Here is a 15,096-nt window from a genome sequence, read left to right as displayed (position 1 = left end):
GCGAGCTGTGCCGTGACTGACGCGTTGATTGAAATTCGTAACCTGAAAGTGGCGTTCGACGGGCACAAAGCGGTGCGTGGCATCGACCTGGATATTCACCCGGGCGAGTGCCTGGCGCTGGTGGGCGAGTCGGGCTCCGGTAAATCGGTGACCGCCCACTCGATCCTGCAATTGCTGCCGCCCCACACCACGCGTACCCAGGGCAGTATTCGCTACCAGGGCGAAGAGCTGCTCGGCGCGCGGCCGGAGCGTTTAAGGCAGATTCGCGGCGATCGCATCGCGATGATCTTTCAGGAGCCGATGACCTCGCTCAACCCGCTGTACAGCGTGGAACGGCAGCTGTCCGAAACCCTGCTGCTGCACAAAGGCCTGGGCGGTGCGGCGGCGCGTGAGCGTGTGTTGGAGTTGCTCGAACTGGTGGGCATCCAACAGCCGCGCCAGCGCCTTGCGGCGTACCCGCATCAGCTCTCCGGGGGGCAGCGCCAGCGGGTGATGATCGCCATGGCCCTGGCTTGCGAACCGCTGCTGTTGATCGCCGACGAGCCCACCACGGCCCTGGACGTGACCGTGCAGCGACGCATTCTTGCGCTGCTCAAAGACCTGCAGCAACGCCTGGGCATGGCGCTGCTGTTGATCAGCCACGACCTCAACGTGGTGCGCAGCATCGCCCAGCGCGTGGCGGTGATGCGCGCCGGCCAGATCGTCGAACAGGCCGACTGCCAGGCACTGTTTGCCGCGCCGCAGCACGCCTACAGCCGGCAGTTGCTCGAAGCCGAGCCAGAGGGCAGGGCGGTGGTGCGTGAAACGGCGGACAACCTGCTGGAGGTGGACAACCTCAAGGTCTGGTTCCCGCAAGGCGGCCTGCTGCGGCGCAAACCGCCGATCAAGGCGGTGGACGGCATCGACCTGCGCCTGCAACGTGGCAAAACCTTGGGCATTGTTGGCGAATCCGGCTCGGGCAAATCCACCCTTGGCCAGGCGATCCTGCGGTTGATCGACGCCCAAGGCAGCATTCGCTTCCAGGGCCAGGCCCTCGACGCACTCAAAGGCAAGGCCCTGCGTCCGTGGCGGCGCAAACTACAGGTGGTGTTTCAAGACCCGTTCGGCAGCCTCAGTCCGCGCATGAGCGTGCAGCAAATCATCGAAGAAGGCCTGCGCGTACACACGGACCTCAATGCTTGCGCGCGCGAAGCTCAAGTGATTGCCGTGTTGCGCGACGTCGGACTCGACCCCGATACGCGCCATCGCTTCCCCCACGAATTCTCCGGCGGCCAGCGCCAACGCATCGCGATCGCCCGCGCACTGGTGATCAAGCCGGATTTGATATTGCTCGACGAACCCACCTCAGCCCTCGACCGCACCGTGCAAAAGCAGGTGGTGAGCTTGCTGCGCAGGTTGCAGGAGGAGCATGGGCTGACCTACTTGTTTATCAGCCACGACCTGGCGGTGGTAAGGGCGTTGGCTCACGACTTGATCGTGGTGAAGGATGGCGTGGTCGTGGAGGCGGGGAGTACCGAGCAGTTGTTCGACGCGCCGGAGCATGCCTATACGCGGGATTTGCTGGTAGCGTCGTCGTTGAGGAATCGCGAGTAGTACAGCCTAGTGGGCGCTGATCTCACGCTTTACCGTCTGCAGTGCTTCTGCCAACAACCAGTCCCGGAACGTCGTCAGTTTGGGCAGGCTGGCGCACTCAGGCCGATAAATGACGTAGTAGGCCAGCTCCGAGTGTTCGGCGTAATGGCGGTCGGGTCTTTTTCGTCGGGTGGGCTGCTGTCGGCTTATGGCTGGAATACAGTGCTGTGGGTTTCGCTTTTACCGCTGGTGTTGGCTGTCGTCGCGCTGGCACTGACTGTCCCCAAGTACATGGCCGGTCGGTTTGATCTGAAAGGGCAAGGTGCGTTAGCCACTCGAGCGCATTTCCTGCTCAAGCAAATCCCGGGCGCTATACGTCATTTAACATAATATACATTATGCGTAACCATATGATCCGTTATCAGGGTCAGTGCCAGCCAGATTTCAACCAGTGCACCACGCTCCTCATCGACCAAACCCAGCCTTTCTCGATTTGGTCGATGAGCCTGGATCACACCTGAGCGAAACCGCCATCCACGAACATCTCGCTGCCCGTCATGAAGCTGCTCTCATCCGATGCCAGGAACAATGCCGCATTCGCCACTTCATCTGGCTGCCCCATACGACCCAGCGGTACACGCGTAACCATCGAATCGACAATCGCATCCTTCTGGCCGGTACCTGATAGCGCTCTGTCCAAACCTGGTGTCGTTGTCGGCCCAGGTGAAAGCACGTTCACGCGAATACCTGTGCCTTGCAGATCCAGCGCCCAGCTTCTTGCGAAGTTTCGCAGTGCGCCTTTCGACGCGCTGTATACGCTGAACGCTGCGGTGCCCATCGAGGCCGTCGTCGAACCTGTCAGCACAATCGAGCCACCGGCGCTCATCAATGGCAACGCGTTCTGTACGGTGAACAACGTGCCTTTTACGTTCACGCCAAAGGTGCGATCAAACGAATCCTCCGTGATCGCACCAATGGGCTCCAGATCCCCAAGGCCCGCATTGGCGAACAACACATCAACACGACCTTTGTCAGCCTTGATCTGCGCGAATACCCGCTCAAGATCACGCAGGTTTGAAATGTCGCCCTGGATCGCGATCGCGTCATGCCCGATCAGGACCAAGGCTTTGTCCAGTTCATCCTGGCGGCGTCCCACGATAACGACCTGTGCACCTTCGGCCGCAAAGCGTATGGCGCTGGCCAAGCCGATCCCGCTGTTGCCACCGGTGACGATGGCGATTTTCCCGTTGAGCCTGTTCATGAGTGTTTCCCTCAAATGTTGAGGCCCAAGCGTAGATCTGCGCTATTGTTTTGAATAGTATGCACCTTTTGGTAAGTACCTCAGCCTGAGGGCAAAAACATGTCAAACAGCACCTTTAACTGCGGGCTCGACGCCGCCCTGGCGGTGATTGGCGGGAAATGGAAACCGTTGGTCCTGTATCACCTGGCCCATGAAGTTCACCGTTATGGCGAACTGCGGCGCGCCGTTGGCGGCGTGACGGACAAGGTGCTGATCCAGCAATTGAAGGAGCTGGAACGCGATGAGATCATCAAGCGTATTGACTACAAGGAGATACCGCCAAAGGTTGAATACTCCCTGACTCCCTTCGGACGCTCGCTGGCCCAGGCATTGGGGCCGCTTTGCCAATGGGGCACCGACCATATGCTGGCGGTTGAACGCATCAGTGAGCGCCGAACGACCGCCCTCGCCCAGCCTTAAATTCGCGAAATATCCAACTCGACTAAATGGATATTTAGTTGAGTTAAATCAATACCTTACGTCTATCTCCCGTATCCATTGCCTATTCACGACACCCTGCCGTTGGTGACTATGTAGCGAGTCTGTAAACACCGGCTTGTATGCGCCGAGGGCGATCACTAAGCTGGCCCCTCTTTTTTACCGCCGCCCGGAACCACCATGTCTCGAAGTATCGCCCACCTCGCCCTGCTGCTGGGGTTGATCACCGCCGTCGGCCCGTTTGCCATCGACAGCTACCTGCCGGCGTTGCCGACACTCGGCGCCAGCCTGCATGCCTCGCCTGCCGCGGTGCAGATGAGCCTGACGGTGTTCTTCATGATCATCGGTGTGTGCCAGCTGTTCTACGGCCCGATCAGCGATGTGTTCGGGCGCAAGCCGCCAATTTATGCCGGCCTGGCGATTTTCATCGTGGCCAGCATTGGTTGCGCCCTCGCCCCCTCCATCGAGGTGCTGATCGGCTTCCGGGCGTTGCAGGCCTTTGGCGCCTGCGCCGGGATGGTGATTCCGCGGGCGATTGTGCGTGACTTGTACACCGGCCATGAAGCCGCGCGCCTGATGGCGTTGCTGATGCTGGTGGTGAGCATTTCACCGATTCTCGCACCGCTGGCCGGCAGCGTGATCATTGCCGTGTGGAGCTGGCGCGAAGTGTTTTGGGTACTGGGTGTGGCCGCAGTGCTGTGCCTGATCATGACCGCCGTGCAATTGCCGGAAACCCACCCCGCCGAACGCCGCCTGGGCAAGACCCTGGGCAATGCGTTCGGCAGCTACGGCGCGTTGCTGCGTGATCCGGTGTTTACCGGGTTGTCGGTGGTGGGCGGTTTCGGCCTTGCGACGTTCTTCGTGTTCATCGGCAGCGCGCCATTCGTTTACATCGAGTACTACGGGCTCACGCCAACGCAATTCAGCCTGTGCTTTGCCCTCAACGCGGCGTCGTTTTTTGCCCTGAGCCAGTTGACCGCGCGCTTGAGTGCACGCTTCGGCCTCGCGCCGTTGATTCGCTGGTCGGTGGCGGGCGTGGCAACGGTCATGGCCTTGCTGGCACTTACCACACTGTGGGGCAACAGCCTGCCGTTAATGATGGCACTGCTGTTTATTGGCTTTGGCTTTCTCGGCTTGCTGTTGCCGGCGGCCGGCGTGTTGTCCCTGGAAGATCACGGTGCCGTGGCCGGTTCGGCCTCGGCGCTGTTGGGCGCGATCCAGATGATCACCGCCGCCGTAGCCATGTCCCTGGCCGGCCTGTTCGCAGACCACACACCGGCGCCGATGTTGATCGGCATCGCCCTCAGCGCCGTGGCAGCGATGCTGACGGTGTGGTGGACGCTGCGCCGCCTGCCGGCACACCTGCAACCTCAGTCGCGCACCTGACCAGCGGAGATTGGCGCCCCGGTCTGGAGCCCCATTGCCGCCAAATAAGCCCACGGGTAAATCCCCCGCTGGTGCCCATCGCTGAAAATCAACTGCACGCCATACCCCTGGGGATGGACCTCCAGCACCCGGACACGGTCCGACACCAGCGGCGGCGTGCCTCTCAACCGAAAGGCCCGGCACTGCGAGCACGGGCATTCACGGCGCAGGCGAGCGTGGTCGATCCATTGCACGCCGTCGCGCCATTCCAGCCTCAAGCGCCCATCATCATCGCGGCCAATGCCGTTCGGTGCACTGTTCATTGCAGTTGTGCCAGGGCAATGCGCACCGCCTTGCGTACTTCCGGGTCGCCATCGTCGGCCGCGTCACGCAGCGGGCCAAGGGCCTGTCGGTCGCCCAACTCGCCCAGCGCCAGGGCGGCTTCCTTGCGCAGGTTGCTGATGCTGTGGCCCAACGTCAGGAGCAGCGCCGGCAACGCCGGTGCATACCGCAGGCGCCCAAGGCTGCGGGTGGCGCGCAGGCGGACTTGCCAGTAGTCATCGGCCAGCGCCGTGATCAAGGCGTCTCCCGCGCGGGTGCTACCGACTTTGCCCAAGGTGGTCGCGGCCTCTTCCCGTACTTGCCAGGTGGCGTCCTGCAACGCTTCATACAGCGCCGGCAGTACCCGCTCATCACTGGCCAGGCCGAGGGCGCCGGTGGCGGCACGCCGGACTTCGGTGTCCGGATCGCTGCTGGCCAACCTCGCCAGGGCGTCCAATGCCGGCAGGTGCTTGAGCCAGCCGAGTACACCGACCGCTTCGCGGCGCACCCCCGCATCGGTATCGTTCAGCGCCAGCATTGCAGACGGCGCCGCCGCTTCAAGGCGCAACTCGCGCAGGGCACGGAAGATTGCCGTGCGCACGCTGACGTCAGCGTGGGTGGCCCATGGCAATAACAGCCGGCCCGCCTGCGTCGTCTTGAGTACGCTCAAGCTCTGGGCGGCGGCATCACGTACCGACGCTTCAGTGTCGGTCAGCGCCTGGCACAGCGCCTTGACCACTGCGTCTTCTTCCCACGCCTCCAGCAGGCTGGCAGCCTGGGCGCGCACGTCGGTGGCCGGGTCGTGGCGCAGGCTGTCCACCAGCCACACCAGGCCGTCGGGGTCTTCCAGGTCAGCCAGGTCAATCAGGGCGATCCGGCGCATGCCGGCATCCGGCGCTTGCAGCCGCGGGCGCAGGGCTTGGATGTCGGGGTTTTCGGTTTCATAGGTCATATGGCAAATCGCGGTCTTGGGTGATCGTTGGGTAGCCCGAGCGGGTTCAGCCGTGGTAACTGGCGACCATCTTCGTGGTGCAGCAGCTCCAGGCAATGGCGCTTGAGGTGGGTAAATTCCTGCGAGGTCATCAGTTCGGTGCTGCGCGGCCTTGGGAAGGTCAGCTGGAAATCCTCGATGATGCGCCCGGGCCGCGGGCTCATCACCAGGATGCGGTCGGCCAGGAACAGCGCTTCGTCGATGTCATGGGTGACAAACACCACGGTGGTGCGGATGCGCGTCCAGATGTCCAGCAGCAAGGCCTGCATCTTCATGCGGGTCAGGGCATCCAGCGCGCCGAACGGCTCATCCATCAACAGCAGGCCGGGACGATTGATCAACACCCGGGCAATTTCCACCCGCTGCTGCATGCCACCCGACAGCTGGTTGGGCCAGCGCTCGGCAAAACCTTCCAGGCCCACCAGGTGAAGGATCTCATCGGCGGCGGCCAGGCGCTCGGCCTTGCCTACGCCGCGCATCTTCAGGCCGAAGGCAACGTTTTCGCGCACCGTACGCCAAGGGAACAGTGTGTGTTGCTGAAACACCATGCCCCGTTGCTGGGAAGGGCCGGCAACCGGCCGGCCATCCATTTCCAGCGTGCCCTGGCTTGGCGTGAGATGCCCGGCCAGCGCGCCGAGCAAGGTCGACTTGCCACACCCGGACGGGCCGAGGATGCACACGAACTGCCCCGGCTCGATCCTGCAATCCAGGGCTTTCACCGCCTCGAATGCCTGCTGCTGTTCGCCCAATACAATGGACAAGCCGCGTATGTCGACACGGCCTTCAAGATGACTCATCAGGCTTTACCTCGTGGTCGATGCCAGGGAGTGAACAGTGCGCCGAGACGCTTGACCAAAAGGCTGCTGCCCATGCCCAGCACGCCGATCAACAGCATGCCGACGACAATGTCGGCATAGTTCTGGATGGTGTAGGACTCCCAGGTGTAATAGCCGATACCGTACTGGCCGGAGATCATTTCCGCTGTCACCAGGCAGAACCACGAAGTGCCCATGCCAATCGCCAGGCCGGTGATGATGCTCGGCGCGGCGCCCGGCAAAATCACCTCCAGCAGGATCGCCCGGCGCCCTGCCCCCAGGCTGCGCGCCGAGGCGATCAGCCGAGGATCGACGCCTTCCACGCCATGCACCGTATTGAGCAGCACCGGAAACAGCGCGCCGGTGAAGGTGATGAAGATCATCGACAGCTCCGACGACGGGAACATCAGGATCGCCAGCGGGATCCAGGCTACCGCCGGGATCGGCCGGATCACCTCCAGCGGCGGCAACAGCAGGTCTTCCGCCCACTTCCAGCGGCCAATCGCGATGCCCAGGCCGATCCCCACCAGCGCGGCCGCCAGGTAGCCCTCGAACACCCGGGTCAGGCTTGCGCTCAAGTGCCGCACAAGCTTGCCCGAGTCCGCCAGCCCCAGGGCAGCCTGCAGCACGGAGCCCGGCGTGGGCACATTGGCAAATGTCACCAGCCACAGGTTCCAGTGCTGGCTGGCCGCCAACTGCCAGAACAGCAGGCACAACAGCAAGGAAGCGGCCTTGGGCAGCCAGCGCCATGGGGTGCTTGTCATGAACACGCTCCCTCAGCGACCGGCAACGGCCTGCGCGCCGGCGTCGGTAAAGTTGAACACCTTGCCGCCCTGGGCCTGGGCAAATTGCTGCGCCTGGCCCTTGAGCAGGAATGCACTGAGTTGGCCGTGCTGGTTGGTGGCAAACCAGGCCTGGCTCGCCAGCAGCTTGATGCCGCTGTCTTCGGCCTGGGCATACACGGCGCGCACCGCCTTGCCCTGTTTGTTCAGGCTGTCCAGCGCGGTGAACGCCGCCTCGGCCGACGCGTAATCGCGCACCTTGGGCTCACCCTTGACCCAGATTTGCGCGACGTGCTTCCAGTCAGTGATCGGCGCGCCGCTCAGAGCGTCGTTGGCCTTCAGCGGGGCCTGGCCGTAGTTGCCCAATTGCGCCGCATAGTCCAGGCCCGAGGCCTTGAACGCGGCACGGATGTACTGGTCATCGATAAAGGTATTGAGGTCCAGGCCACGGTCGGCCTTTTTCAGCAGCTTGAGGGTGTCGATCGCGGTGCCCACGGCCTGGCGGTATTCGGGTTTCCAGCTCAAGTCACGGGTCTGCACGCCCAGCGGGCCATGGAACAGGTAGTTGACCTCGGCTTCGACGCCGGTGACTTTTTCGATCAGCTCGCTGTACTTCTCCGGCTCTGCGGCCAGCAACTGATTGGCCTCGATACTCGCGCGCAGGTAGGCGACGACCACTTCCGGGTACTGTTTGGCATAACTTTCGTCCACCAGCGCGCCGTGGAACGTCGGGGTGTTGGATTGCGAGCCGTCGTAGATCTTGCGGGCGAAACCACGGTTGGGGAACAGTTCGCCGAACGGCACAAAGTCGGCATGGGCGTCGATCTTGTTGGCCTGCAACGCCGAGCCTGCCACTTCGGGCGCCTGGGCAATGATGTTGACGTCCTTGAGCGGGTCCCAGCCCTGGGCCGCAACAGCGCGCAGCAACATGCCATGGGCCGTGGAGGCGAACGGCACGGAAATCGTCTTGCCTTTGAGGTCGGCCAGGGACTGGGCGCTGGAAGCGACCGGCACCACAATGCCGTTGCCGCTGCCCTTGATGTTGCCCGACAACACGCTGATGAACAGGCTGTGCTTGCCCGCCGCCTCGAACGCTACGCCGTTGAAGGCACCGGGGAAGTCGGCCATTGCGCCAAAGTCCAGTTTGCCGGCGACCATTTCATTGGTCAGCGGCGCGCCACTGGTGAAGTTTTTCCACTGCACGTCGTAGGTAGCGTCCTTGTACTTGCCGTCGTGCGGCAGGTATTTGTCCAGCAGCCCCAGCTCGCGGATCAGCAAGCCGCCCGCGGCACAGTTGATGGTGGTGTCCTGGGTGCCGATGGCCACCCGAATCGTTTGTGCCTGGGCCGACAGGCTCAAGCAAGCCAGCACCAGGCCGGCCAGGGTTGCGCGCAATAACATTGGGTAGTTCCCCTCGAATCATGGTTGAAGGAATCGTCTCCGCCACGGTCTGGCGCGGTGGGAAACGAGGGGGTGTGGCTAGGGCTGCGTCCGGGGTTGGCGGATGGCGTTTGCGGCAGGTCTCAGCGCAACAGGTACGGAATCTCGACCTTGACTGCGCCGGTGGGGCAATCTTTTTCACAGGGCATGCAGTACCAGCATTCATCGAACGCCATGTACGCCTTCTGCGTTGCCGGGTTGATCGCCAACAGGTCCATCGGGCACACGTCGACGCAGACCGTGCAGCCTTTTTCGGCGATGCACTTGTCCTCGTCCACCGTTACCGGGGCGTTGGAGCGAAAGAATATTTCCTGGGGCTGATAGGCCATTTCACGGTGTCCTGTGGTGAGCGAGCTTGGGGGGCACATTCAGGCGGCGTCAGCCCCTACGCGCAGGCGGTCGTAAGCCTGCATCTCTTCGGCATCCAGCGGGATCACATAGGGCTCGACGGGTTTCTTGAAGCTGACCATCTGCCCGTCGTCGCCCTTTTTCAGGTGGCAATGGCAGAACCAGTCGGCGTCGTTGCGTTGCGGGTGATCGACCCGGTAGTGGTACAGGCCCCAGCGGCTTTCGGCGCGGTACAGCGAGGCGCGGGCAGCCATTTCGGCGCAGTCGCGGATCACGCTGGTTTCCATGGCGCGCATCAATTCATGGGGGTTGTGCGCCTTCATCTGGTCCAGGTCGCGCTCGATATCGGCGAAGCGTTGCAAGCCGATTTCCATCTTGCGGGTGACCTTGGGCGGCTGCAGGTAATCGTTGACGAAGCGCCGCAGCTTGTACTCGACCTGGGCCGGCGGCAGACCGGTTTCGCGGTCCAGTGGCGCATAGACCCGAGCCTGCTCGGCGGCCACTTGCCGGGCATCCACCGCGCTGAATTCGCGCCCGGCCACAAAGCTTGCCGCGTTGGTGCCCGCAAACCAGCCATAGGTGAACGCGCCGAGCATGTAGTTATGTGGCACCGCCGCCATGTCGCCCGCTGAATACAGGCCCTTGACCGAGGTTTCCGCGCGCTCGTTGACCCACACGCCCGACGCCGAATGCCCGCTGCAAAAGCCGATCTCGGAGATATGCATCTCGACCATCTGGCTGCGGTAGTCGGTGCCCCGGTTGGCGTGGAACTGCCCACGGCTGGGGCGCTCGTTGCTGTGCAGGATCTGCTCGATGTTCTGGATGGTTTCCTCCGCCAGGTGATCGAGTTTGAGGAACACCGGGCCGTTGCCGCTTTCCAGTTCCTGGTGGAACTCCCACATCATCTGCCCGCTCCAGTAGTCGCACTCGATGAAGCGTTCACCCTTGTTGTTGGCGGTGTAGCCGCCCAAGGGGCCGGTGACATAGGCGCACGCCGGGCCGTTGTAATCCTTGATCAGCGGGTTGATCTGGAAGCACTCCAGGTTCGCCAGTTCGGCTCCGGCGTGGTAGGCCATGGCGTAGCCGTCGCCGGCATTGGTCGGGTTTTCATAGGTGCCCATCAGGTAACCCGAGGACGGCAAGCCCAGGCGGCCGGCCGCGCCGCAGCAGAGGATCACCGCCTTGGCCTTGATCACCTGGAAGTCCGCAGTGCGGCAGTCAAAACCCATCACGCCATTCACCGCGCCTTCGCTGTCGGTCAGCAAGCGGGTGCACACCAGGCGGTTGGTGATGCTGACCCTGGCGCGCTTGAGCTGGCGATACAGCACCTTCTTGATGTCGTGCCCTTCAGGCATCGGCAACACGTAGGCGCCCATGTGATGGACTTTTTTCACCGCGTAATCGCCGGTTTCGTCCTTCTCGAACTTCACGCCCCAGCGGTCCAACTGCTCGATAGTTTCAAAACTGTGGGTCGCGTAGGCGTACACCGCCGCCTGATTGACGATGCCGTCGTTGGCAATCGTGATTTCCTTGGTGTACTGCTCCGGCGTGGAGTGGCCGGGAATGATCGCGTTGTTGAGGCCGTCCATGCCCATGCTGATGGCGCCGCTGCGCTTGACGTTGGCCTTGTCGATCAGCAATACGCGCAGATCGCGGTTGGCCTCCTTGGCCTTGATCGCCGCCATGGGGCCGGCTGTACCGCCGCCGATCACCACGATGTCGTATTCCAGTTCCAGGGTTTGGCGGCTCACGGGCGGCTACCTCGCTGACGGTCGATGCGCAGGCGATACTGAAACGCGTCGCCACGGTAATACAGGTGTTCGAAGTCCACGGGCTGACCGTCTGCGGTGTGGGTCAGGCGTTCGATGCGCATGATCGGCGAGCCGGCCTCGACGTTCAGCGCCTGGGTCAGCTCGCTGTCGGCGAGTACCGCGTCAATCGCCACGTCGGCGTGACCCAGTTGCAAGCCGCAGTCGTTCTCCAGGATCAGGAAGATGTCGCGGGTCACCAGGTCGGCGTTTTCCAGGCGTTCGCCCAGGGCCTGGCTGAGGTAGGTGATTTCCAGCGACACCGGCTCGCGGTTGATCAGCCGTACCCGCTTGATCTGCGCGACAGTGCTGCCCTCCTCCACGCCCAGGCGCTCGGCCACCAGCTTGTCGGCGGGCACGAAGCGGTAGCTGCGCAGGCGGTTGATCACTTCATAGCCGCGCTCGGTCATGGACTCGCCCAACCCCTGCAGGGTGCTGACGTTCTGATAAGCCTTGGGTTTGGAAACAAAGGTGCCTTTGCCGTGGATCTTGTAGATCAGGCCTTCCTTTTGCAAATCACCCAGGGCCTGGCGCACGGTGATGCGGCTGACTTTGAAGCGCGTGCCCAGTTCGCTCTCGGAAGGCATCTGGGTGTTCGGCGCGTACTCACCATCAAGGATGCGGCTGCGCAGCAGGTCCCGCAGTTGGGCATGCAGCGGAACGCTGGACAGAGGGGATAAGGCGACGGTTGATTCGTTCATCAGGACCACTTGTCATAACGAGTTATGACGTGATCATAAGGAGTCTTATGAAAAGCCTGGAAATACCGTTTTGGAATAAGGTTATGGACCGGCGAATCCCGCTGCACCTACGGGATGGGTGCAGTGGATCCGCCTGTTTTATAGAGCAGTGTCTGGACCTGATGAACAATCAGAAGTTATAGCTGACCCGGGTATAGAGGATGCGGCCAAACGGGTCGGCGTATTTCGGGTCGTACCCGCTCTGGAACGCATAGGTCTGGTTGCTGAACGGCGGTGCGCGGTCAAACAGGTTTTTCGCGCCCAGCGTGACGGCCAGGGACTTGCTCCAGTTGTAGGTACCCGCCAGGTCCCAGACGTTGTAAGAGCCTACGGAGTCGTGAGTGTCGGGGTCCGAGTCGTGATAGCCACTGGTGTAGCGGTTGGTCAGGCTGACGCCCAGCGGTCCGCGGGCCCAGGTGCCGGTCAGGCTGTGGCGCCAGCGTGCAACGGCGCCCGCGGTGGAGAACTCGCCGCCACGAAAATCACCGAGTTTGTCGATGTAGTCGCCCTTGAGCTCCTGCTGGTATTTGTATTCGTTGACGTAGGTGCCTTGCAGGCCGATGCCGAAGTCACCGATGGCGGTGCTCGGGAAGCGGTAGTCGAAACTCACATCCACGCCGTTGGTCTTGGTCTTACCCAGGTTGGCAAGGCCGGTAACGATGTGATCGATGGAGCCATCCGCCTTGCGAATCAAGCGGTCGCCGTAGGCATCCGGGTCGTCGAATACCGACGACTCAGGAAACTCGGCAATCTGGTTGGCGATGGTGATCCACCAGAAATCCAGGCCGGCACTGAGGCGCTCGATCGGTTGGAACACGAAACCAAAGGTCACGTTACGTGCGGTTTCCGGGCTCAAGCTGCCGTTGCCCCCGCTTTGCCGGCGGAACTGCTGGGCGCAGTCGCGGTTGCCGATCCCGCCATTGGCCGGGGTGCCGCCCGGGCACAGGCGCGGGTCGTTGTAGTTGGCCACGGTGTAGCTGGTGTAGGTCGGGTTGTACAACTCGTACAGCGACGGCGCACGGAAGCCTTCACTGTAGGCACCGCGCACCACCAGTTCCTTGAACGGCTGGAAGCGGAACGAGTATTTCGGGTTGGTGGTGCTGCCAAAGTCGCTGTATTTGTCATGACGCACGGCGGCAGACAGTTCCAGGCTTTCGAGCACCGGCACGTTGACCTCGGCGTACTCGGCCGACACGCTGCGATTGCCGCGCACTGCGCCATTGGGGTCTACGCCCAGGCTCTGCACGGTCTCGGCAAACTGGGCGAAATCCTGGTGGAAATCCTCCTTGCGATATTCACCACCCAGCGCCAGGCCCGTCGGCCCCGCACCGAACCAGTCGCCGATTTCACGGCTTACGCGCCCGTCGATACTCTTCACTCGGCCCACGGCGGTGGCGTAATCGCCATCCACGCGGCTGGAGGCGAGTAACGCCCTGCCCGCTTCACTCTGCGGCCCGAACGGGTTGATCACACCGTTGGCAATCCCCTGGCTGATGGTCTGGTCGTTTACATAGCCGTCAAGAATGGTTTGCACCACTTTGTTCTGGTTGTAGGACGCGCCGACGTTGTAGTCCCAGTTCGCCACATTACCTTCGAAACTCAGCAGCAGCCGCTGGCTGGTGTTGTCATCTTCGTGCTTGCGCGCGCCGGCATCGGTTTCACGCCAGTTCACGTCTACCGGCTGTGTCGGGTCCAGGGCGAACCCCGTGGGGCCCGGGGTGATGCCGTTGCCCGGATAGAAAGGCGTACCCGGATTGACCTGGGCGCCCATCAGGGTGCCTGGGCCAATCTGCGTACGGTTTTCGTTGCGCGCCCAGAAGTATTCGAGGCTGACGGTATGGTCATCGGCCAGCTTGCCGGTGGCTTTGGCAAAGGCCGAGGTTTTTTCGGTTTCCGGCACCAGGTCCAGGTAACTCCACAGGCTTTGGCGGCAGATGCCATTGCGTGACAGCAGCCCGGGAGAATTGCAACCGGAGCCGGCCAGCGGGTTGGTCGCGTTGCTGCCCTGGCTCCAGTTAGCCGGCGCGGCGGTGCCGGAGGTGAAATCCAGGCCGCGACCTGGCTGGTAGTTGTAGGTGAAGTCACGGTCCTTGGCCGCCAGGCGCGTCTGCTTGTCGTAGCTGACCACGCCGAACACGTTGAAGCGGTCCTCTTCAAGGTCGCCGAAACCGTAGCTGCCACTGAAGTTATGGCTGTCGCCGCCGCCGGAGCGCGTCGGCGAATCGTAGTTGGTGGAGAGTTGGCCCCCGGTGAGGCTGGTCTTGGTAATGAAGTTGATCACCCCGCCAATCGCATCGGTGCCGTACAGCGCCGAGGCGCCATCGCGCAGGACTTCCACGCGGTCGATGGCGGCAAACGGGATGGTATTCAAGTCCACCCCGGAACCGTTGGTGGTGTTGACGGCGTTGTTGCTCAGGCGCCGGCCATTGAGCAGCACCAGGGTTTTGTTCGCGCCAATCCCGCGCAAGTCGGCATACGCCGCACCGCCGCTGCTGGAGCCCACCGAACGCCCGGAGCCAACGGCAGACTGGTTGGCCGAAATGCGGTTGATCAACTCCTCGGTGGTGCTCACACCCTGCTCGCGCAATTGCTCGACCCGCAGGATGGTCACCGGCACTGCCGTTTCCGCGTCCACCCGGCGAATCGCCGAGCCGGTCACCGTGACTTTTTCCAGGCGGTAATCAGTACTTTTGCCCTCGGCCGGTGCGACGCTGGTGGACGTCACGGGTGCTGGATGCACCGTCAGCCCCTGTTCGCTGTCGCTCACTTGCAGGCCGCTGCCCTGCAACGCCTTGTCCACCGCTTGCAGGCTGCCCAAATCGCCGCGGATGGCGGCACTGCGCTTGCCCTGCACCCACTGTTGATTGAACGAAATCATCACCCCGGTCTGCCGGGAGATATCCAGCAGCACCGTATCAAGCGGGCCGCCAGCGATATCGAAGGTGAACACCTGGCCGGCCACTTCCTGGGCCATCACCGATGTCGTGCACACTCCCATCGCCAGCGCCGCCGTCAGCGTCAGCCTTGGTAGTTGTTGTTTGAATAAAAACATCGAGGAACTCCCTGTTGTATGTGTCTACAGGGATGAGCAACGGCAGACGGATATTTATAGGGCTGCGTTTAGGCGAAGATGCTATGAGTTTATAACCGGTTATAAGAGGCTTGCTGCATCGATT

At 62.4% G+C, this 15,096-nt stretch carries 13 protein-coding genes; 3 read left to right on the top strand and 10 right to left on the bottom strand.

All coding sequences use genetic code 11. The features are described from left to right. Positions 1–12: 12 nt before the first annotated feature. A complete protein-coding gene (locus V6607_RS16390; RefSeq protein ID WP_008433389.1) occupies positions 13–1,593 on the top strand; it encodes an ABC transporter ATP-binding protein in 1,581 nt (526 codons plus the stop codon). Positions 1,594–2,083: 490 nt separating this feature from the next. Here V6607_RS16390 and V6607_RS16385 read toward each other — a convergent pair whose 3' ends face one another. Continuing rightward, positions 2,084–2,833: a glucose 1-dehydrogenase gene (locus V6607_RS16385; protein WP_134326629.1), complete on the bottom strand. Its 750-nt coding sequence runs from the start codon at positions 2,831–2,833 to the stop codon at positions 2,084–2,086. A gap of 99 nt (positions 2,834–2,932) precedes the next feature. On the opposite strand from V6607_RS16385, the gene V6607_RS16380 reads away from it, so the two are divergent. Both V6607_RS16380 and V6607_RS16375 read left to right on the top strand, forming a co-directional pair. Beyond that, positions 2,933–3,292 carry a helix-turn-helix domain-containing protein gene (locus tag V6607_RS16380; RefSeq protein WP_134326628.1) on the top strand — a complete coding sequence of 120 codons (360 nt, stop codon included), beginning with the start codon at positions 2,933–2,935 and terminating at the stop codon, positions 3,290–3,292. A 198-nt stretch (positions 3,293–3,490) separates the two neighbouring features. Next, on the top strand, positions 3,491–4,696 hold the full coding sequence (locus tag V6607_RS16375) for a multidrug effflux MFS transporter (RefSeq protein ID WP_134326627.1): 1,206 nt from the start codon (positions 3,491–3,493) through the stop codon (positions 4,694–4,696). Here the strand turns inward: V6607_RS16375 and V6607_RS16370 are convergent. From V6607_RS16370 to V6607_RS16330, 9 genes are all read right to left on the bottom strand, one after another. Continuing rightward, entirely contained in the window at positions 4,681–4,998 is a 318-nt protein-coding gene (locus tag V6607_RS16370; RefSeq protein WP_087692990.1) for a DUF971 domain-containing protein, read from the bottom strand. The genes V6607_RS16375 and V6607_RS16370 overlap by 16 nt on opposite strands. Continuing rightward, complete coding sequence (locus V6607_RS16365; protein ID WP_134326626.1) at positions 4,995–5,948, bottom strand: HEAT repeat domain-containing protein; 954 nt, start codon at positions 5,946–5,948, stop codon at positions 4,995–4,997. The genes V6607_RS16370 and V6607_RS16365 overlap by 4 nt, the downstream gene beginning before the upstream one ends. Beyond that, on the bottom strand, positions 5,945–6,784 hold the full coding sequence (locus V6607_RS16360; RefSeq protein ID WP_134326625.1) for an ABC transporter ATP-binding protein: 840 nt from the start codon (positions 6,782–6,784) through the stop codon (positions 5,945–5,947). The genes V6607_RS16365 and V6607_RS16360 overlap by 4 nt, the downstream gene beginning before the upstream one ends. Beyond that, a complete protein-coding gene (locus V6607_RS16355) occupies positions 6,784–7,566 on the bottom strand; it encodes an ABC transporter permease (RefSeq protein WP_134326624.1) in 783 nt (260 codons plus the stop codon). The genes V6607_RS16360 and V6607_RS16355 overlap by 1 nt, the downstream gene beginning before the upstream one ends. A gap of 12 nt (positions 7,567–7,578) precedes the next feature. Then, positions 7,579–8,985, bottom strand: a complete 1,407-nt coding sequence (locus V6607_RS16350) for an ABC transporter substrate-binding protein (protein ID WP_008433414.1) — start codon at positions 8,983–8,985, stop codon at positions 7,579–7,581. Between the two features lie 122 nt (positions 8,986–9,107). Continuing rightward, a complete protein-coding gene (locus V6607_RS16345) occupies positions 9,108–9,353 on the bottom strand; it encodes a ferredoxin family protein (RefSeq protein WP_003217650.1) in 246 nt (81 codons plus the stop codon). 39 nt (positions 9,354–9,392) lie between these two features. After that, complete coding sequence (locus V6607_RS16340) at positions 9,393–11,123, bottom strand: fumarate reductase/succinate dehydrogenase flavoprotein subunit (protein ID WP_008433417.1); 1,731 nt, start codon at positions 11,121–11,123, stop codon at positions 9,393–9,395. Then, positions 11,120–11,881, bottom strand: a complete 762-nt coding sequence (locus tag V6607_RS16335) for a GntR family transcriptional regulator (protein ID WP_008433419.1) — start codon at positions 11,879–11,881, stop codon at positions 11,120–11,122. The genes V6607_RS16340 and V6607_RS16335 overlap by 4 nt, the downstream gene beginning before the upstream one ends. 169 nt (positions 11,882–12,050) lie before the next feature. Beyond that, positions 12,051–14,972: a TonB-dependent receptor gene (locus V6607_RS16330; protein WP_087692995.1), complete on the bottom strand. Its 2,922-nt coding sequence runs from the start codon at positions 14,970–14,972 to the stop codon at positions 12,051–12,053. Positions 14,973–15,096 lie beyond the last annotated feature (124 nt).

It is taken from the genome of Pseudomonas sp. KK18 (assembly GCF_037094675.1).
GTDB lineage: Bacteria > Pseudomonadota > Gammaproteobacteria > Pseudomonadales > Pseudomonadaceae > Aquipseudomonas.
This window is presented reverse-complemented; position numbering and strand designations above follow the sequence as displayed.

Excerpts from the sequence above, each read along its gene's own strand:
- V6607_RS16360 (WP_134326625.1), bottom strand. The coding sequence starts at position 6,784 with ATGAGTCATCTTGAAGGCCGTGTCGACATACGCGGCTTGTCCATTGTA.
- V6607_RS16365 (WP_134326626.1), bottom strand. The coding sequence starts at position 5,948 with ATGACCTATGAAACCGAAAACCCCGACATCCAAGCCCTGCGCCCGCGG.
- V6607_RS16335 (WP_008433419.1), bottom strand. The coding sequence starts at position 11,881 with ATGAACGAATCAACCGTCGCCTTATCCCCTCTGTCCAGCGTTCCGCTG.
- V6607_RS16385 (WP_134326629.1), bottom strand. The coding sequence starts at position 2,833 with ATGAACAGGCTCAACGGGAAAATCGCCATCGTCACCGGTGGCAACAGC.
- V6607_RS16370 (WP_087692990.1), bottom strand. The coding sequence starts at position 4,998 with ATGAACAGTGCACCGAACGGCATTGGCCGCGATGATGATGGGCGCTTG.
- V6607_RS16330 (WP_087692995.1), bottom strand. The coding sequence starts at position 14,972 with ATGTTTTTATTCAAACAACAACTACCAAGGCTGACGCTGACGGCGGCG.
- V6607_RS16375 (WP_134326627.1), top strand. The coding sequence starts at position 3,491 with ATGTCTCGAAGTATCGCCCACCTCGCCCTGCTGCTGGGGTTGATCACC.
- V6607_RS16350 (WP_008433414.1), bottom strand. The coding sequence starts at position 8,985 with ATGTTATTGCGCGCAACCCTGGCCGGCCTGGTGCTGGCTTGCTTGAGC.
- V6607_RS16355 (WP_134326624.1), bottom strand. The coding sequence starts at position 7,566 with ATGACAAGCACCCCATGGCGCTGGCTGCCCAAGGCCGCTTCCTTGCTG.
- V6607_RS16345 (WP_003217650.1), bottom strand. The coding sequence starts at position 9,353 with ATGGCCTATCAGCCCCAGGAAATATTCTTTCGCTCCAACGCCCCGGTA.
- V6607_RS16380 (WP_134326628.1), top strand. The coding sequence starts at position 2,933 with ATGTCAAACAGCACCTTTAACTGCGGGCTCGACGCCGCCCTGGCGGTG.